Here is a 16,907-nt window from a genome sequence, read left to right as displayed (position 1 = left end):
AGACTGTCACTCCTTTAAATCTTCCAAATGTGGCATCAGCCATGAAGTGGAAATGTCGAAGAAAATAGGTTGGTGCTGATATTTATCCCCAGTAGGCAATATGAAGAGACAAAAAAATATGGATAAATTTGATTTGTTCACAACTTTATCCACAGCTTGTTGATAATTAAGAGAACAAACAAATCTATTCACATTCAAAAGTAATACCATCATAGCAAAACGCCCCTTATTTTTCAATGAGCAGGGCTATTTTATCCACAAATTCAAGCACTTGTGTACAATTATTAGGAACACCACTACATATTGTTGATAATTTGTTTACGGTTCGACACTTTACGCCAAAGGTTCGATAATTTTATACACAGGTTGTGCTCAACTGTGAGCAGTCGACTTTATTTTTTGATCACAGGTGGATAACTGTCATATCTTGTGGATTACTTTTTTTCTGGGGAGAGTTGTGGATAAACACCTGAGCTTGAGGGGGAGGAACAAGCCGGTTACTAGGTTGACTTTTGCTCATAAAATGTGTTTAAATATATAAAGGTGTTTTCTGTAAGGATATGTCTCGATATATAAAAATGATGATTCTTGTAGATACTGTCCCTACTATAAGGACGGCTTAGTCCGTTTCTGCTTATATGACAGTAATTAAGTTCCTGTAAGGGAGGTGCAATTATGAGACCGACATTTAGACCAAATGTGAGCAAACGTAGTAAGGTTCACGGTTTCCGTAAAAGAATGAGCACGAAAAACGGCCGTAAAGTGCTGGCAGCTCGCCGCTTGAAAGGCAGAAAAGTTTTGAGTGCGTAAGTTAGGCCACTAAGGGACCACTGCGGTGGTCTTTTTTTACTGCTTTTTATTATTATTGCTCTGCAAAAGTCTAGGATCTCGCTTAATGCGCTAGCTACACTTTGCGGGGCTATTTAACGTATATTGAGAAATATTTTGTGAGAAGTTGAAATTATTTTTCCTACTATATATAGAAGCTTAATTTCAGCACAGTGAATGTGGTCGTTTATGGCTGCTTGCAAATGCCTATACTATTAGAAGAAAAAATTCGGAGGGACACTTAAACCGGATTTTTATGAAGGAGATTCCCGTGCACAAAAAGTTACGTTTACGAAACCGTGCCGACTTCAGTCGTGTATACCGCCATGGGAAGTCATTTGCGAATCATCAATTTGTAGTGTATTGGTTTGGCAAAAAAGAGGTAGAACGATTTAGAGTAGGTGTGTCTGTTAGCAAAAAGGTCGGAAACGCGGTTGTCCGTAACCGTATGAGAAGATTAGTTAAGGAAATCGTCCGTCACCATGAACCCGAGATTGCAGGTGGCTTAGACATGGTGTTTATCGTAAGAAAAGGAGCGCTTTCCATGGAGTATGCAGAGCTCGAAAAAAGTGTGCTGCATGTGCTTCGTAAAGCCAAGCTACTCAAGGCTTCCCGCAAATAAAGGGTGCTTAAGAGGCTTGTTTATTTGTATTCATAATTATGGTATGATTTACGGTGGAATGGAATGTTTAAGAGAGGGGTTTTGAAGTGTCTCTAATGAAGACTAGACGAGGAAAATGGTTTCTCCTCATCACGGTAATGGTGTTGTCGTTAGCTGTTCTGTCGGGATGCGCTCCGTCGACTGCTGTTACGCACACTACGGAGGATTTGAAGAATGGAGGCTTCTGGCAAAGTAATGTAGTGTATTATTTCGCCATTGCCTTGGACAAGTTTGCAGATTGGTTTAACGGAGAATATGGTTTAGCCGTACTTGTGATGGTTATTATTGTCCGCACGTTGATTCTTCCGCTTACTATTAAACAGGTGAAGAGCTCGCGTGCAATGCAAGCCATTCAGCCGGAACTCCAAAAGATCCAGAAAAAATATAAAGACACACCTGAAAAGGTGCAGCAAGAAACAATGCGTTTGTTCCAAGAAAACAAGGTTAACCCAATGGCGGGTTGTTTACCGCTGATCGTTCAAATGCCTATCTTTATCGCTCTCTACAACTCGATCTACTATAATCCACATTTGCGGGAGCACACCTTCTTGTGGCTGGAGCTAGGTAAACCGGATCATCTGTTTATCTTACCAGTGCTAGCAGCATTAACAACATTTATTCAAACTAGAATGATGACCAAAATGAATCCAGTGCAACAACAAGGGCCAATGCAGTTCATGATGATGATCTATCCAGTTCTGATCTTCGTTATGTCGTACAACTTCCCTGCAGCCTTGCCACTATACTGGGTGTACAGTAACCTTTACACTATTATTCAGAACTACTTCTTATACCGCAACAATGATAAACACAAATTGGCAATCGCAAGTGCTGTAAAAAGTACAGATGACTCCAGTCCTGCTCCGAAGAGCAAAGGCGGTAACAAGTCATCGAAGGGAGCCAAAAAGTCAAAATGAGCAAAGTCGTCGCAACAGGGAAAACCATTGAAGAAGCTGTAGAACGGGGACTAACCCAGCTTGGAGTTCAAAAGGACCGGGTAACGGTCAACGTACTTGAGCAGCCATCAAGAGGATTCCTGGGATTGATCGGTGCGAAAGGTGCCAAGGTTGAACTAACCTTGATAGCCGAAGCCGCACCGGCATCAGCGGCGAGTGCTCCGTCACTGCCTCAACAGTCAGCAAGAGAGAGCAAACAGGAGGCCATCGGCGGTGTGCCACGCCAAGATTCCGGACAACCGGTGGAGGAAGCTTACCAAGAAGCCGTTCATTTCATTGTGGATGTCGCTAAGAGCATGGGGCTCGAAGTGGAGGTGGAAATCGTCCACACCAAGGAATCCACGATTCTGCAAATTTCCGGTCCAGATTTGGGACTGTTAATTGGCAGAAGAGGACAAACTCTCGATGCTCTACAGTATTTGGCTAATATTGTAGCTAACCGTTATTCCGACAGTTTTATACGGCTTGTGTTAGATGCAGAGAACTTCCGTGAGCGCCGTAAAAAAACGCTTGAAGAGCTGGCTGATCGTTTAGCCGGACGTGTAATTCGCACTCGTAAAGAGGTTGTATTGGAGCCAATGTCTCCTCAGGAGCGCAAGATTATCCACTCCAGGTTACAGGATCATCGGCAAGTGAGTACCCTCAGTAAAGGCGAAGAGCCAAATCGCCGCGTCGTTATAACCTTGAAGTAAAGACTATATGGATGCAATGACTCCTTGACCAATGTAAGGGGTCATTGTTTTTTTAAAAATAAAAGAACGTTTCTATTCAAAAAATATAAGTTTTGGGGTGAAAAACAGCATGCTTAGTGACACCATTGCTGCCGTATCGACGGCATTAGGCGAGGGAGGAATTGCTATTATTCGGGTAAGTGGCCCACAGGCTATTTCCCAAGTGGCACCATTATTTCGCAGCCGAATTCCATTAACTGAAGCGGAATCGCATACCGTTCATTACGGACATATCGTCAGTCCTGATAACGGAGAGAAGATGGAAGAAGTGTTGGTAACCGTTATGAAAGGACCACGTTCTTTTACGACCGAGGATGTAGTAGAGATCAGTGCTCATGGCGGTGTAATTTCTGTAAGAAGAGTGATGGACTTACTTCTGCAGCAGGAGATAAGGTTAGCCGAGCCGGGGGAGTTCACCAAGCGTGCTTTCTTGGGCGGACGTATCGATTTATCGCAGGCTGAGGCTGTTATTGATCTGATTCGCTCTAAGTCTGACCGGGCTTTTTCTGTAGCTTTAAAACAGGTTAGCGGATCCTTATCGGATCGAATTCATGCTTTACGCCACACACTTATTGAGATGCTGGCTCATATTGAAGTGAATATAGATTATCCAGAACATGATGTAGAATCCATGACAGCTGAATTTATTAAAGATAAAAGCAGTGAGGTTATGGAGGGAATAACAAAGCTGCTTAAGACATCTAATGAAGGAAAAATACTTCGTGAAGGGATTACGACAGCTATTGTCGGACGTCCGAACGTTGGTAAATCATCATTGCTAAATGCATTAGCTCGTGAGAATAAAGCGATTGTAACAGATATTCCGGGAACAACACGTGATGTAATAGAAGAATTTATAACGATAAATAATATACCGCTTAAGCTGCTCGATACTGCGGGAATTCGTGAAACGATGGATGTTGTTGAGAAAATTGGGGTGGAGCGCTCCAAAGCGGCAGTTAGTGACGCCGACCTGATTCTACTTGTGCTGAATGCTAATGAAGAGCTGCATGAGGATGAATTGGCATTGATGGAACAAATACACGGTAGACAGTGCCTAGTAATCATGAATAAAATGGACTTACCGTCCAAACTGGATAAGGATAAGTTGCTCTCGTTTTTTGAGGAGTCTAACATTGTACCGATGTCCGTTCTGGAAGAGGAAGGTCTAGACAAACTTGAAGATGCCATTTCGACACTCTTTTTTGGTGGAAAGCTGGAATCGGGTGACTTGACATATGTGAGTAATGTGAGACATATAGCCCTGCTCAAAAAAGCCTATAAATCACTTCAAGATGCATACGATGCTGCAGAACAGTATATACCGATTGATATGATTCAAATCGATGTACGGCTCGCATGGGAACAGCTTGGGGAAATAATTGGCGATACTGCAGCTGACTCTTTGTTAGACCAAATATTCTCACAATTTTGTTTAGGAAAATAAGATTCACGATTTAATATAATTTCAAGGGGGAAACAGGACATGAGTTATGATGGAGGCAACTATGACGTTATCGTCATTGGCGCTGGTCATGCTGGCTGTGAAGCAGCACTGGCTGCAGCCCGGATGGGTTGCAGTACGTTAATGATCACAATTAACCTGGATATGGTTGCATTCATGCCCTGCAATCCGTCCATAGGCGGACCTGCCAAAGGACATGTAGTGCGTGAAATTGATGCGCTTGGCGGAGAAATGGGCCGCAATATAGATAAGACATTCATTCAACTGCGTATGCTGAATACAGGTAAAGGACCAGCAGTACATGCTTTACGTGCACAAGCTGATAAATTCCTTTATCAACATACAATGAAGGAAACTATGGAGAAAACGCCTAATTTGACACTTCGTCAAGGGATGGTTGAGCGTTTAATCGTTGAGGATGGACGTTGTGTAGGTGTAGTTACGAAGACTGGCACCGAATACCATAGTAAGACTGTTATCCTGACAACAGGTACTTACCTGCGCGGTAAAGTGATTATGGGTGAGCTAACATATGAAAGTGGACCTAACAATCAACAGCCATCCGTGAAGCTTTCTGAGAATTTGCGGGAGCTTGGGTTTGAATTGGTGCGTTTTAAAACAGGTACTCCACCACGTGTACATCGTGATACGATCGATTTCTCTAAGACAGAAATTCAACCAGGTGACGATGAACCGAAATTCTTTTCGTTCGAAACGAAATCATCCGATAACGAACAACTTCCTTGTTGGTTAACGTATACCTCTGAGGTTACTCATCAGATTATTAATGATAACCTTCATCGTGCGCCAATGTTCACAGGTATTATCGAAGGAACTGGCCCACGTTATTGCCCTTCTATAGAAGATAAGGTCGTAAGATTCAGTGATAAATCTAAGCATCAGATCTTTTTAGAGCCAGAGGGAAAAAATACATCGGAATACTATGTACAAGGTCTGTCCACTAGTCTTCCTGAGGATGTACAGCTAGCTATCTTACGTTCCATCCCCGGTATGGAAAAGGTAGAGATGATGCGTAACGGCTATGCTATTGAATATGATGCAATGGTTCCTACACAGCTATGGCCATCTCTTGAAACTAAACGTCTTCCAGGTCTGTTCACTGCTGGACAAATCAATGGCACTTCCGGTTATGAGGAAGCAGCAGGCCAAGGGGTTATGGCTGGAATTAATGCAGCACGCAAAGTGCAAGACAAAGAACCCGTAATTCTAGATCGTTCACAGGGATACATTGGTGTACTCATTGATGATCTCGTGACTAAGGGAACGAATGAACCTTACCGTCTGCTTACTTCACGTGCAGAATATCGTTTGTTGCTTCGCCATGACAATGCAGATCTAAGACTTACACCTATCGGTTACGACATTGGTTTGATCACACAGGAGCGTTTCGATAACTTCACAGATAAGAAAGAACGGGTGGAGCGTGAAATTGTTCGTCTGCAAGAAACAAAGGTTAAACCTGTTGATGTAAACCAAGTACTAGCGCAATATGAATCGGCACCTATTGTAGATGGCAGTAATTTGCTAGTTCTGATGCGGCGCCCAGAGCTTGTATATAGTTTTGTTGATCAAGTATCACCATCACCAGAGATGCTGGATGCAGAAATGAAAGAGCAAGTAGAAATCCAAATTAAATATGCCGGATATATAGAAAAACAACTTCAACATGTGGAGCGCCTGCAAAAGATGGAGAAGAAAAAAATTCCAGATGACATTAATTATAATGAAATCCATGGATTAGCGATGGAAGCGCGGCAGAAGCTGACTAAGATTCACCCGATCTCTATCGGGCAGGCTTCTCGGATTGCGGGAGTTACACCTGCTGATATTTCCATTCTTCTTGTATATCTTGAGCATTACAACCGGGTAACCGCGGCGAAAGGATAAGCTATGGATAATACGGAAGTTCAATTCACACAACTATTACAGGAACGAGGCATATCCCTTACAGCAGAACAGTTAGCACAATTTGATCTGTATTATAAGGAACTCGTATCCTGGAATGAAAAAATGAATCTCACGGGTATAACTGAGCGAGAGCAGGTATATACAAAGCATTTCTATGATTCTATTTCATTAGCTTTTTTCCTTGATATTAACGAGGTCACCAATCTCGCAGATATCGGTTCAGGAGCTGGTTTTCCAGGAATTCCACTTAAAATATGTTTTCCTCATTTGAAGCTAACGATTGTTGATTCGCTCAATAAACGAATTTCATTTCTGCAGCATGTAAGTACGACATTGGGATTAACTGATGTACAATTGATCCATGGGCGGGCAGAGGATGTCGCGCGCAAGTTCACTCATCGTGATGCCTATGATTTGGTTACAGCACGTGCGGTAGCAAGACTGTCTTTATTGAATGAATTTTGTCTTCCCTTCACACGCAAAGATGGGGTGTTCGCTGCAATGAAGGGCAGCGATCCTTCAGAGGAATTAAGCGAAGCTAAGTACAGCTTAAAAGAGCTTCGTGCTGAACTCAGCAAAGTGGAGTCGTTCAGCTTACCAGTGGAGGAGTCGGATCGACATATTGTTATGATCCGTAAGACAGGAGCAACACCAGCTAAATATCCAAGAAAAGCGGGAATTCCTGCCAAAACGCCATTGATGAAATAATGTTTCACGTGAAACATTGCCGATACTCAAAGTTCCTTTAGGAGCATTCCCTTTGAACAAAGGGAATGCTCTTTTTTTATGAAGATGATGATAACAAAAATCGATAAATATCAATTTAGATGAAAATTAGATTTATAAGCTGATTTGGTTGTGCACCTGTAAAAATGCAGGAAAAATAGGTCTTTACGGAGAATATGATTATGTAGAGAAAAGTGATAGAATAGCATAGTAGACTTTAATTTTGTATATAACTCCTTCTCTGTACTCTTGTTCGAAAGAAGGAGAGATTATGATGCCTGTTCATTACAGGTAATTCCATAATATCAGAATGTTTTAGATTGCTGTACGATATGCTTTCCGTGAAGAAGGTCAAGAAGATCGTACTATAACGAAATTAGGTGGTTATGAACGGAATGAAAGAACAATTTACCAAGCTATTTGGGTTTAACGAGCGGAGCAGCGGAGAAGAAATCAAACAAATACCAGTTCATGAGGTCGTTAGCAGTCCTTACCAACCACGGACTATATTCGATGATGACAAAATTGATGAGTTATGTCAGACAATTAAAACTCATGGTGTCATTCAGCCTATTGTTGTACGTATGCGAGATTCTATATATGAGATCATCGCAGGTGAACGGCGCTGGCGGGCAGTTAAAAAGCTTGGTTTAGAGACGATCCCTGCTATTGTCCGTGAGTTCAATGATTCGCAGGCTGCATCTATTGCGCTCATAGAAAATCTACAGCGTGAAGGTTTGACCTCCATAGAAGAAGCTGTCGCTTATCAGAAGTTAATTGATCTTCATCAATTAACACAAGAAAGCTTAGCACAACGCTTAGGCAAGAGTCAGTCGACTATAGCGAATAAGATTCGTTTACTCCACTTACCTGAAGAGGTTAAGACAGCATTGATGGAACGTCAGATTTCCGAAAGACATGCGCGTTCACTCTTATCACTGGATAGTGTGGAAATGCAATTAAAAGTTTTGGCAGAGATTATTGCAAAAGGATTAAATGTTAAACAGACGGAAGCTCGTATTGCTTTCTATAAACAAGTCTCACAAACTAAAAAGTCAAAACGGGTCTCCTATACCAAGGATGTTCGTCTAGCTCTTAATACAATTCGTCAATCTATTGATATGGTGTCAGGCTCAGGTATGGAAATCAAAACGTCAGAAAATGACCGTGGTGACCATTACGAGATTGTAATCCAAATCCCCAAAAGATAAATTGTTTCAAAAGCTGAAGGCGGCCTTAAAGTGATTGGCCGCCTTTTGTGTGACTTGAACCAGGATGTATTGCTCAGTCCTGCATTTTAGAGTTTTAGCCTATATAAAGTAACATAGTTTGGCCGTTTGTACTTGCGATCTACGAGAAGATTCTTCCTAACTATTCGAGGTGAAATTAGTGTCCAAGATTATTGCCATAGCAAATCAAAAAGGCGGTGTCGGTAAAACAACATCCTCTGTGAACCTAGGTGCCGGTATGGCTACATTAGGAAAAAGAGTGCTTCTAGTTGATATCGATCCTCAAGGCAACACTACCAGCGGCGTTGGCATCAACAAGGCGGACGTAGCGAATTGTATATATGACATTCTCATTAATGAAGTAAATCCTCTAGAAACGATACTTGAAACTCAAAATGAAGGACTGCACATCATTCCAGCGACTATTCAATTAGCAGGGGCGGAGATCGAATTAGTATCAACGATTTCCAGAGAGTTGAAATTGAAAAAAGCCTTAAATGCGGTTAAAAATAATTATGACTATATCATCATTGATTGTCCTCCATCCCTTGGGATTTTGACGATCAATTCCCTTACAGCTGCTGATTCGGTAATCATTCCGATTCAATGTGAATATTATGCGCTCGAAGGGTTGAGTCAGCTTTTAAACACCGTGCGTCTAGTGCAAAAAAATCTTAATCCGCATTTGAAAATAGAGGGAGTATTATTAACCATGTTGGATGCCCGTACGAATTTAGGGATCCAAGTCATCGAAGAGGTTAAAAAGTATTTTCAGGAAAAAGTTTACAGAACTATCATTCCTCGGAATGTCCGCTTAAGTGAGGCACCGTCTCATGGACAATCCATTATTACTTATGATCCTCGCTCAAAGGGAGCAGAAGTGTATTTAGAGTTGGCAAAGGAAGTGATTTCTTATGAGTAAACGTTTAGGGAAAGGTCTGGATGCTCTGATTCCTTCTTTATCTATTAATGAAGATGATAAGGTAGTAGAAATCCCATTAGCTCAATTGCGAGCTAACCCTTATCAACCACGCAAGGATTTCAATGAAGAAGCAATCCAGGAATTGGCTGAGTCTATCAGACAACATGGCGTGATTCAACCGATCATTGTACGGAGTGTTTTGAAGGGGTATGAAATCATTGCCGGGGAACGCAGATTCCGGGCTTCGCAATATTGTGGTAAACCTACGATTCCAGCAGTCGTAAGAAATCTAAGTGATCAACAGGTTATGGAGATCGCCCTGATTGAGAACTTGCAACGTGAAAATTTAAACGCCATGGAAATCGCAGTTGCTTATCAAGGTTTGATGGATCAATTTTCACTCACACAAGAAGAGCTATCTCTGAAAGTTGGGAAGTCCAGATCACACATCGCTAACTTCCTAAGATTGCTTACTTTACCGGAAGAAGTAAAAGAATATGTTTCACGTGGAACAATGTCTATGGGACATGCGAGAGCTATTGTTGCCTTGAAAGATCCGGAAGTTATTAAACAATTGGCTGAACAATGCGTGGAACAGCAATGGAGCGTAAGAGAGCTTGAAGAAACGGTGAAAAATCTGGATCGAAAGCCGACGAACGGTACAAAGATTAAAGTTGTTAAACGTGATCCCTATATTGATAATGTAGAGGAAGTATTGCGTGAACGGTTTAAAACAACGGTTAAGATAAAACAAGGTAAGGAAAAAGGGAAGATTGAACTGAATTACTACAGTGCGCAGGACTTAGAAAGACTGTTGGAATTATTGGGTAACTAAATGGGTATCTATGCCAAGAACATATCCTGAGCTATCCGTAATCGGATAAGTAGGGGTATGTTTTTTCAAAATATAAGGATGTATAAAGTAGAGCTGAATATTATCCTTATATTTTCTACAGATAAGGTTATTATCAATAAAGGGTGACAACGTTATTTCTTCTTAATGAAAAAGAGTATGAGACGAGGAGCGGGGTTATGGAAGACTTCGTATATTTGGATCATGCGGCTACGTCCTGGCCTAAACCTCCAGAGGTGGCAGCTGCGATGATGAATGCTTTGCAGTCGGGAGCAAATGCTGGTAGAGGAAATTATTCGCTGGCCATGGGAAGCGGACGGGTGTTGGTGAGAGCCCGGAGTTTGCTGGCGGAGTTGTTTGGGGTTTCTAATGCACAAGACATAGCGTTTACCCAAAACACTACGATGTCATTAAATATGGCGATTAGAGGTACGCTCAAAGCAGGGGACCATGTAATCTCCACAATGACTGAACACAATTCTGTGCGGAGACCTTTGGAATATTTACGTAAGTCACTAGGAATAAGTGTTGATTATCTGAAGGTGGATCGGGCGGGTCAATTGGATTTGAAGGAATTGGGCAAAACGTTTCGACCAAACACTAAAATGGTAATTTGTAATCATAGCTCCAACTTACTAGGTAGTATACTTCCCATTGGTGAAATCGGAGATCTAACTAAAGCAAAGGGTGCTATATTTCTAGTGGATGCTGCTCAAAGTGCAGGCTCGCTTGATATTGATGTAAAAAAGATGAATATTGACTTATTAGCTTTTCCTGGGCATAAAGGATTGCTTGGACCACAAGGGACTGGTGGACTCTATATATCACCTGAATTGGATCTCGAGCCCTTAATGCATGGAGGCACAGGCAGTCAATCTGAGAATAGTGAACAACCCTCCGTTCGCCCAGATCGGTATGAAGCGGGAACGCAAAATGCGGTAGGAATTGCTGGTTTACTAGCCGGTGTTCAAAAGGTAAAATCGATAGGGACAACCGTTATCCACGAAAGAGAGTGGAAGCTGACTCAACTGCTGATGGAGGGGTTGTCCCATATTCCAAACATTAAACTATTAGGACCCACATTAGGGGCTCCGAGAACTGGAATTGTGTCGTTTGTAGTGGATGGGGAAGAATCGGCGAATATAGCTCACCGTCTAGATCGTGAGTATAAAATAGCCGTCAGAGCGGGTATGCATTGTACCCCGCTGGCACATAAGGCTGTTGATACACTAGAAAGTGGTGCTGTTCGGGCGAGTGTAGGCGTAGATACAACAGAGCATAATATAAGCAGAATGCTAGCTGCTATGGATGAGTTATATGGCTGATGCCCGCAGCAGATAAATAAAAAGGATGGTCCATTCATGTCTGAAATGAATCAATTAATTAATGAACAGTTGCAGTGGTTTGTGTTTGGTTTCGTAGTAATTATGCTAGTACTGATAGTGACTGTAATCGCCCAGGGAGCTAAGCTGCGGACTATACGGCGCAAATATGAGGCCATGATGGCAGGAAGCGGTGTGGAGGATCTGGAAGGCCTTCTGGTTGATCTGAAGAACCAAAGCGACATGCTGGAAGAAGAACAACGTGAGCAAAAAGCGTTGATAGAAGCTACCCAAGTCAAAATCCGCAGCATGAAGTCAAATATCGCTCTCAAGCGTTATAATGCCTTCGGTGAACGTGGTAATGATTTGAGCTTCTCGGTGGCTATTCTGGATGACAATAGCAGTGGCATTGTATTAACCAGCCTTCATAATCGTGAAAACTCATATATTTACTCCAAGCCTATGCAAAATGGGGAGTCACAATATGCCTTATCGCCGGAAGAGAAAGAAGTTATAACTCTCGCGTTGCAGCAGAAGTAGCATGTAGGTTCCATTGTTTTAAAGCAGAATATAGACTTGTAGCGATAATATCAGATAATCGCATGACTAGACTTAGCCGTGTATTCTGCAATACGAAATACTCCATAAAGCCGCCGACATTAACGATTCCAGTCAAATGGATATCCCCAACCGGCGGCAATTGTTTATTTACGCCAGCTCCTGGTCTGAGGGGGCCTTCAACGACTTGGATGCAGCCAACACTAGTAGAGTGACCTAAGCAGGCATCTATTCCGATGACAAACGGGTTATTATATTTTTCATTAATTAGCGACAAAGTCTCTTCAAGATTGACGGCATGAACCGGTTCCTCAAGGGTACCGTATAAATGAAACAACGGGCTATGAAAACGGGATAATGCAGTACCAACAAGAGGACCGAGAGAATCTCCGGTGGAGCGATCAGTGCCTACACAGATGACGATAATTTGAGTCTCTGGACGCGTGCGTGAAAAGTGAAAAAGTAGCCGATGAGTAATTGCGGAATAGATATCGGGATCTGTATGTGATATTTTTAAACAGGACGTTTCTTGCGCTGCTGTAGCCTTGGATGAGGAGTTCATACCATCTTCCTTTCTAAAGGTGATTCTATTTGTTGGTATCTAGTATATGGATAGAAGAGGGGTTTTATACTACAGCAGCAAGAGATAGGACGATAAACCTATGGAGAGGCTTGACGTATATGCAGGATGAGATGTTAATAGCGTTTGACTCCACCCAGCAGGCGCTTCGTGCTGAAATGCTGCTTGAGTATGCTGAAATAGAAATTGATATATTTCCAACTCCGAAGGAAATCACCGCAGGCTGTGCAATTTCAATTCAGTTTTTTCAAAATGCGCTGGAAGAGGTAAAAAAGATTATAGTTGAGCAAGAAATAGAAATACGCGGCATCTACGGAAAACACAACGAGAACTACATACTGATTTAGGGGTAGGGAGGAGTACATGCGATGAATATGTGGATACTGGAGGCTGATACACCCGGTGCGGATACATTAAAAGATGCCATTCGCTTTAAAGATAAGGTGTGGAATTGGTTTACCGATGCTGATATGTGGGCGGATGTATTATTTGCGGGTCTACGGATTCTTGTTATTTTTCTCTTAACCCGGGTTATTATTAAAATTGTTTCTAATATTATTGATCGTTCGCTTGAGCGTAAAACCGGTGGCAGACTTCTGTCCAACACACGAAGGTTTACTACGGTTGGGGAATTGATGAAAAATGTAGTGACAGTTATCTGTAATTTTGTGATGATCATGCTCGTGCTTTCTGAGTTCCACTTCGATTTGGCACCATTGTTGGCTGGAGCGGGTGTACTTGGTTTAGCAGTAGGTTTTGGGGCACAAAGTTTGGTGAAGGATGTTATTACAGGTTTCTTTATTATTTTAGAGGATCAATTTGCAGTGGGTGATGTGATTCAAACAGGTACCTATAAAGGAACTGTAGAATTAATCGGACTGCGAACAACCAGGCTGTTAAGCACAACTGGAGAAGTATTTATTATCCCGAATGGATTAATCACGAACGTGACCAACTATTCTCTCTCGAATGCATTGGCTGTAGTTGATGTTCCTGTAAAAATGGAGCGCAGCTTGGAGGCCACGCTAGGTTTGATTGGAGAAGCGTTAAAGGGAATAGAAGAGCGTAACTCTAATGTGCTTGCTTATCCTAATGTGCTCGGTATACAGTCCATGAGTACTTCGGAATATGTAATTCGTATAGCGGCTAGCTGTTTACCCAATGCAAAAGAGGTTGCGGAGAGACAGATTCAGAATGATATTAAGCAGGCACTAGAGAAACTAAGCAGTCTAGAGCAGGCTCAAGCTGCTCAAGCCGAAGAGGAAGCTCGTTTGAAGGCAGAAGAAGAAGCAAAGGCTGAAATTGAACTGGGAAAAACAGAAAATGAGCAGGAAGTATCGGATACGCCTGACACTGGATCAAGACGCCAAATCGCAGCTACACAAGAGGGGAAAAAGGGGGAAGGGTAGTGGAACGTAAAGTTTTTCAGCTTGGAGATATTGTACAGATGAAGAAACAGCATCCTTGCGGATCTAATGAGATGGAGATCATTCGTATGGGGATGGATATCCGCATTAAGTGTACAGGATGTCAGCACAGTGTTCTGATTCCCCGGGCGAAATTCGAGAAGAATATGAAGAAGGTACTGCGTTCTGCAGAGGGAAATACAGACAATAATTAAGCTTGCAAATGGCATGTCTGCATGATACAATTATTTTTGCTGCGGAGAGGTACCCAAGAGGCCCAAGGGGGCTGACTCGAAATCAGTTAGGCGTGTCACAGCGTGCGTGGGTTCGAATCCCACCCTCTCCGCCACTTCAGCATAATATAACATTTTAATGAATCCTTCGTTCCTGTAACGGAGGTTTTTTTGTGTCCAATGAGCTGTTTGCAAAAGATCATAACATGCAAAAAGAAGGGCCCTTTCGGGTCCTTCTTTAAGAGGCAGTACATCAATGATGTTGGAATTTCTCTGTATATAGCGACTAAAGTGATTTAGGCGTTGCTGAGGTTACTGCTTTTTAGACAATAACCCACTACTATTCCCAGCTAACAATAGATGCTGAATCAGATATCCTGTGATTGTGTTCGTCTACGACGGCCAACGGAACCACACCTCTCTTTTGTACTGCCTGAGAATAGTATGGTGTAATGTCGGTTTTTTTATACACATTTATTATTAATTAATGTACACGTGCTTTTTCAACCTTTTTCCACTTCCGATTTTTGTTACTGGTCTCGGGGAAGGTGTCCCCTTTTTCCATTTTAATATGCTGTGGATTCTGAATTTCGGTATGGAAGCTTCGCGCTTCACCTACCTCTGTATACATGCCTGGATTGGGGGCTTTGTCGCCTTTTTCATATTCTGTCTTTTCGCCCATCATTATCGCTCCTTCCTTAAGTGCAGATGAATTCACTGATTATTGTGCGCAGGTAGGGTTTTTTTCATGTAAAAAGAGGGTGGAGGGTTGTCCGGTATTAATATTGCTTGCACTCTGCTGCTCGTTTTGGTATATTAATCAGGTGCGAGTCTATGTTTGTGCTCGTTCCTTGCTCCTGACGTGATTAGGGGCCTCAGACCATAAGGAGGTGAAAATTATGCGCAAATATGAAGTGATGTACATTATTCGTCCTGACATTGAACAAGAAGCTGTTCAAGCAGCAGTCGATAAATTCCAAGGCATCATCTCCAATGGCGGGGAAATTACAAAGCACGAAGTGCAAGGTAAACGCCGTCTTGCGTATGAGATCAAGAAATTCCGTGATGGCGTTTATGTTTTGGTTAACTTCAATGCAGAACCTGCAGTAGTTACTGAATTAGAACGTCTTATGAAGATTTCTGACGAAGTTATTCGTTATCTCATTACGAACGACGTTGCTTAAGATCTTGACAAGCTTTGTAATGAATCGCTCTAAAGGAGGGGACCAGAATTGTTGAACCGTATCATTTTGATCGGACGGTTGACCCGTGACCCGGAACTTCGTTATACTCCCGCTGGTGTTGCCGTAACTCAATTTACGCTTGCCGTAGATCGTAACTTTACGGGCCAGAACGGTGAACGTGAGGCAGACTTCATCCCGGTTGTTACCTGGAGACAGCTAGCAGAAACCTGTGCCAATTATTTGCGCAAAGGTCGTCTGACAGCAGTGGAAGGACGCATCCAAGTGCGGAACTATGAGAATAACGAAGGTAAACGTGTATACGTAACTGAAGTTATTGCTGATAATGTTCGTTTCCTGGAATCTTCACAAAGCCGTGAAGGTGGAAATACTTCAAGTGGTGCAAGTAGTATGCCTGAAGAGCCAGCATATGGTGGCGGTGGTAACGCTGGACGCGGAAATAACAACAATAATTTCTCGCGTAACAACAATACTCAAGATCCTTTTTCGGGCGATGGTAAACCGATTGATATATCGGATGATGATTTGCCATTTTAATTAGGAAGGACTGAAAAGAATATGGCTTTTAAACCAAGAGAAGGCGCTGACAACGACAAAAGACCAGCACGTCGTGGTGGACGCAACAAGCGTAAAAAAGTTTGCTTTTTCACTGTGAACAAGATTACTCACATTGATTATAAAGATACTGAACTTCTTAAGAAGTTCATCAGCGAACGTGGAAAGATTTTGCCACGCCGTGTAACAGGTACAAGTGCAAAATACCAACGCGCTCTTACCATTGCTGTAAAACGCTCGCGTCAAATCGCGTTGCTTCCTTACACAACGGAATAGGACGTTTTATAGAAGCAGTCGGGAAACCGGCTGCTTTTTTTGTTGTGAAAAGCCAGCGTGCGGATTACGTTTGACGTTCAATCTGGAATGTGTTAAATTACAGCTATCCTATAATAAAAGGGGAAATATTGATGTTGGTGACCGTTCTTAACTAGCAATTTCATAACACTGGATTAGGAAGGCTTTAGCAGGCTCGTCTTTTGGCGTTTACGTGCTCTATTTGAGTCCGTCTCGCACAGATGTCTGTTGTTCCTAACGGTGGATGATTTAGTTAAGAACACACGAAGCGTCATATGGCCTCTTTACGGCTATTGTTCTCTTTGTAATTAACCGTGCTCTTAGAGCACGGTTTTTTTGTTTTTCGGCCACCCTGGCTTTTATAGGGGGACCTTAAAACGCCAGAGAACAATAGTATAAAAAGAAGGGCAAGGACTGCCATAGTGGCATTCTTTGTCCTTTTTGCGTTAGGGAGATT

The 16,907-nt window shown here is 42.3% G+C and carries 20 protein-coding genes and 1 tRNA gene; 19 read left to right on the top strand and 2 right to left on the bottom strand.

Annotation, left to right across the window (positions count from 1 at the left end; translation table 11 throughout):
• Nucleotides 1–675: 675 nt before the first annotated feature.
• The 12 genes from rpmH to NSQ50_RS30915 all read left to right on the top strand — a co-directional run bounded on the left by rpmH (nucleotide 676) and on the right by NSQ50_RS30915 (nucleotide 12,162).
• Nucleotides 676–810 (top strand): 50S ribosomal protein L34, encoded by a 135-nt coding sequence (gene rpmH, locus NSQ50_RS30970; RefSeq protein ID WP_036677745.1) that lies wholly within the window; start codon nucleotides 676–678, stop codon nucleotides 808–810.
• Nucleotides 811–1,099: 289 nt separating this feature from the next.
• The gene (gene rnpA, locus NSQ50_RS30965; protein ID WP_036677842.1) at nucleotides 1,100–1,450 is read left to right on the top strand and encodes a ribonuclease P protein component; all 351 of its coding nucleotides are present in this window, start codon (nucleotides 1,100–1,102) and stop codon (nucleotides 1,448–1,450) included.
• A gap of 86 nt (nucleotides 1,451–1,536) precedes the next feature.
• Nucleotides 1,537–2,406 (top strand): YidC/Oxa1 family membrane protein insertase, encoded by an 870-nt coding sequence (locus tag NSQ50_RS30960; RefSeq protein ID WP_036677747.1) that lies wholly within the window; start codon nucleotides 1,537–1,539, stop codon nucleotides 2,404–2,406.
• Entirely contained in the window at nucleotides 2,403–3,137 is a 735-nt protein-coding gene (gene jag / locus NSQ50_RS30955; RefSeq protein ID WP_036677749.1) for an RNA-binding cell elongation regulator Jag/EloR, read from the top strand. The genes NSQ50_RS30960 and jag overlap by 4 nt, the downstream gene beginning before the upstream one ends.
• Nucleotides 3,138–3,246: 109 nt before the next feature.
• The gene (mnmE, locus tag NSQ50_RS30950) at nucleotides 3,247–4,623 is read left to right on the top strand and encodes a tRNA uridine-5-carboxymethylaminomethyl(34) synthesis GTPase MnmE (RefSeq protein WP_076099801.1); all 1,377 of its coding nucleotides are present in this window, start codon (nucleotides 3,247–3,249) and stop codon (nucleotides 4,621–4,623) included.
• 39 nt (nucleotides 4,624–4,662) lie between these two features.
• Nucleotides 4,663–6,549: a tRNA uridine-5-carboxymethylaminomethyl(34) synthesis enzyme MnmG gene (mnmG, locus tag NSQ50_RS30945; RefSeq protein WP_036677754.1), complete on the top strand. Its 1,887-nt coding sequence runs from the start codon at nucleotides 4,663–4,665 to the stop codon at nucleotides 6,547–6,549.
• A gap of 3 nt (nucleotides 6,550–6,552) precedes the next feature.
• On the top strand, nucleotides 6,553–7,278 hold the full coding sequence (gene rsmG / locus NSQ50_RS30940; protein WP_036677757.1) for a 16S rRNA (guanine(527)-N(7))-methyltransferase RsmG: 726 nt from the start codon (nucleotides 6,553–6,555) through the stop codon (nucleotides 7,276–7,278).
• A 413-nt stretch (nucleotides 7,279–7,691) separates the two neighbouring features.
• A complete protein-coding gene (gene noc, locus NSQ50_RS30935; protein WP_036677760.1) occupies nucleotides 7,692–8,507 on the top strand; it encodes a nucleoid occlusion protein in 816 nt (271 codons plus the stop codon).
• Nucleotides 8,508–8,685: 178 nt separating this feature from the next.
• On the top strand, nucleotides 8,686–9,447 hold the full coding sequence (locus NSQ50_RS30930) for a ParA family protein (protein ID WP_036677762.1): 762 nt from the start codon (nucleotides 8,686–8,688) through the stop codon (nucleotides 9,445–9,447).
• On the top strand, nucleotides 9,440–10,282 hold the full coding sequence (locus NSQ50_RS30925; protein WP_036677764.1) for a ParB/RepB/Spo0J family partition protein: 843 nt from the start codon (nucleotides 9,440–9,442) through the stop codon (nucleotides 10,280–10,282). Before NSQ50_RS30930 ends, NSQ50_RS30925 begins: the two co-directional genes overlap by 8 nt.
• 197 nt (nucleotides 10,283–10,479) lie before the next feature.
• Complete coding sequence (locus NSQ50_RS30920) at nucleotides 10,480–11,625, top strand: aminotransferase class V-fold PLP-dependent enzyme (RefSeq protein ID WP_038573968.1); 1,146 nt, start codon at nucleotides 10,480–10,482, stop codon at nucleotides 11,623–11,625.
• Nucleotides 11,626–11,661: 36 nt separating this feature from the next.
• Complete coding sequence (locus tag NSQ50_RS30915; protein ID WP_038573966.1) at nucleotides 11,662–12,162, top strand: DUF4446 family protein; 501 nt, start codon at nucleotides 11,662–11,664, stop codon at nucleotides 12,160–12,162.
• Here the strand turns inward: NSQ50_RS30915 and yyaC are convergent.
• Nucleotides 12,134–12,742, bottom strand: a complete 609-nt coding sequence (gene yyaC / locus NSQ50_RS30910; RefSeq protein ID WP_036677770.1) for a spore protease YyaC — start codon at nucleotides 12,740–12,742, stop codon at nucleotides 12,134–12,136. The genes NSQ50_RS30915 and yyaC overlap by 29 nt on opposite strands.
• Nucleotides 12,743–12,861: 119 nt before the next feature.
• On the opposite strand from yyaC, the gene NSQ50_RS30905 reads away from it, so the two are divergent.
• The 4 genes from NSQ50_RS30905 to NSQ50_RS30890 all read left to right on the top strand — a co-directional run bounded on the left by NSQ50_RS30905 (nucleotide 12,862) and on the right by NSQ50_RS30890 (nucleotide 14,515).
• Nucleotides 12,862–13,107 (top strand): DUF3343 domain-containing protein, encoded by a 246-nt coding sequence (locus NSQ50_RS30905; protein ID WP_036677843.1) that lies wholly within the window; start codon nucleotides 12,862–12,864, stop codon nucleotides 13,105–13,107.
• A gap of 21 nt (nucleotides 13,108–13,128) precedes the next feature.
• Entirely contained in the window at nucleotides 13,129–14,169 is a 1,041-nt protein-coding gene (locus NSQ50_RS30900) for a mechanosensitive ion channel family protein (protein WP_051490990.1), read from the top strand.
• Nucleotides 14,169–14,381: a DUF951 domain-containing protein gene (locus tag NSQ50_RS30895; RefSeq protein ID WP_036677772.1), complete on the top strand. Its 213-nt coding sequence runs from the start codon at nucleotides 14,169–14,171 to the stop codon at nucleotides 14,379–14,381. Before NSQ50_RS30900 ends, NSQ50_RS30895 begins: the two co-directional genes overlap by 1 nt.
• 43 nt (nucleotides 14,382–14,424) lie before the next feature.
• Nucleotides 14,425–14,515 (top strand) — tRNA-Ser (locus tag NSQ50_RS30890).
• A 368-nt stretch (nucleotides 14,516–14,883) separates the two neighbouring features.
• On the opposite strand, the gene NSQ50_RS30885 is transcribed toward NSQ50_RS30890, so the two are convergent.
• Complete coding sequence (locus tag NSQ50_RS30885; RefSeq protein WP_036677774.1) at nucleotides 14,884–15,081, bottom strand: YjzC family protein; 198 nt, start codon at nucleotides 15,079–15,081, stop codon at nucleotides 14,884–14,886.
• A 217-nt stretch (nucleotides 15,082–15,298) separates the two neighbouring features.
• On the opposite strand from NSQ50_RS30885, the gene rpsF reads away from it, so the two are divergent.
• From rpsF to rpsR, 3 genes are read left to right on the top strand one after another with little or no spacing between them, the layout of a single operon-like run.
• On the top strand, nucleotides 15,299–15,583 hold the full coding sequence (rpsF, locus tag NSQ50_RS30880) for a 30S ribosomal protein S6 (RefSeq protein WP_036677776.1): 285 nt from the start codon (nucleotides 15,299–15,301) through the stop codon (nucleotides 15,581–15,583).
• Nucleotides 15,584–15,631: 48 nt separating this feature from the next.
• Nucleotides 15,632–16,138 carry a single-stranded DNA-binding protein gene (gene ssb / locus NSQ50_RS30875; RefSeq protein WP_036677780.1) on the top strand — a complete coding sequence of 169 codons (507 nt, stop codon included), beginning with the start codon at nucleotides 15,632–15,634 and terminating at the stop codon, nucleotides 16,136–16,138.
• Nucleotides 16,139–16,159: 21 nt separating this feature from the next.
• Nucleotides 16,160–16,432 carry a 30S ribosomal protein S18 gene (gene rpsR, locus NSQ50_RS30870; RefSeq protein WP_036651767.1) on the top strand — a complete coding sequence of 91 codons (273 nt, stop codon included), beginning with the start codon at nucleotides 16,160–16,162 and terminating at the stop codon, nucleotides 16,430–16,432.
• The last annotated feature ends 475 nt before the right edge of the window (nucleotides 16,433–16,907 follow it).

The organism is Paenibacillus sp. FSL R10-2788, from assembly GCF_038003885.1.
GTDB classification, from domain to species: Bacteria; Bacillota; Bacilli; order Paenibacillales; family Paenibacillaceae; genus Paenibacillus_AQ; species Paenibacillus_AQ odorifer.
Note: the sequence above shows the minus strand (reverse complement) of the source record. Positions and strands in the feature narration are given on the sequence as shown.

Coding starts and splice junctions, on each gene's coding strand:
- rpmH (WP_036677745.1), top strand. CDS start 676: ATGAGACCGACATTTAGACCAAATGTGAGCAAACGTAGTAAGGTTCAC.
- jag (WP_036677749.1), top strand. CDS start 2,403: ATGAGCAAAGTCGTCGCAACAGGGAAAACCATTGAAGAAGCTGTAGAA.
- mnmE (WP_076099801.1), top strand. CDS start 3,247: ATGCTTAGTGACACCATTGCTGCCGTATCGACGGCATTAGGCGAGGGA.
- mnmG (WP_036677754.1), top strand. CDS start 4,663: ATGAGTTATGATGGAGGCAACTATGACGTTATCGTCATTGGCGCTGGT.
- rsmG (WP_036677757.1), top strand. CDS start 6,553: ATGGATAATACGGAAGTTCAATTCACACAACTATTACAGGAACGAGGC.
- noc (WP_036677760.1), top strand. CDS start 7,692: ATGAAAGAACAATTTACCAAGCTATTTGGGTTTAACGAGCGGAGCAGC.
- NSQ50_RS30925 (WP_036677764.1), top strand. CDS start 9,440: ATGAGTAAACGTTTAGGGAAAGGTCTGGATGCTCTGATTCCTTCTTTA.
- NSQ50_RS30920 (WP_038573968.1), top strand. CDS start 10,480: ATGGAAGACTTCGTATATTTGGATCATGCGGCTACGTCCTGGCCTAAA.
- NSQ50_RS30915 (WP_038573966.1), top strand. CDS start 11,662: ATGTCTGAAATGAATCAATTAATTAATGAACAGTTGCAGTGGTTTGTG.
- yyaC (WP_036677770.1), bottom strand. CDS start 12,742: ATGAACTCCTCATCCAAGGCTACAGCAGCGCAAGAAACGTCCTGTTTA.
- NSQ50_RS30905 (WP_036677843.1), top strand. CDS start 12,862: ATGCAGGATGAGATGTTAATAGCGTTTGACTCCACCCAGCAGGCGCTT.
- NSQ50_RS30900 (WP_051490990.1), top strand. CDS start 13,129: ATGAATATGTGGATACTGGAGGCTGATACACCCGGTGCGGATACATTA.
- NSQ50_RS30885 (WP_036677774.1), bottom strand. CDS start 15,081: ATGGGCGAAAAGACAGAATATGAAAAAGGCGACAAAGCCCCCAATCCA.
- rpsF (WP_036677776.1), top strand. CDS start 15,299: ATGCGCAAATATGAAGTGATGTACATTATTCGTCCTGACATTGAACAA.
- rpsR (WP_036651767.1), top strand. CDS start 16,160: ATGGCTTTTAAACCAAGAGAAGGCGCTGACAACGACAAAAGACCAGCA.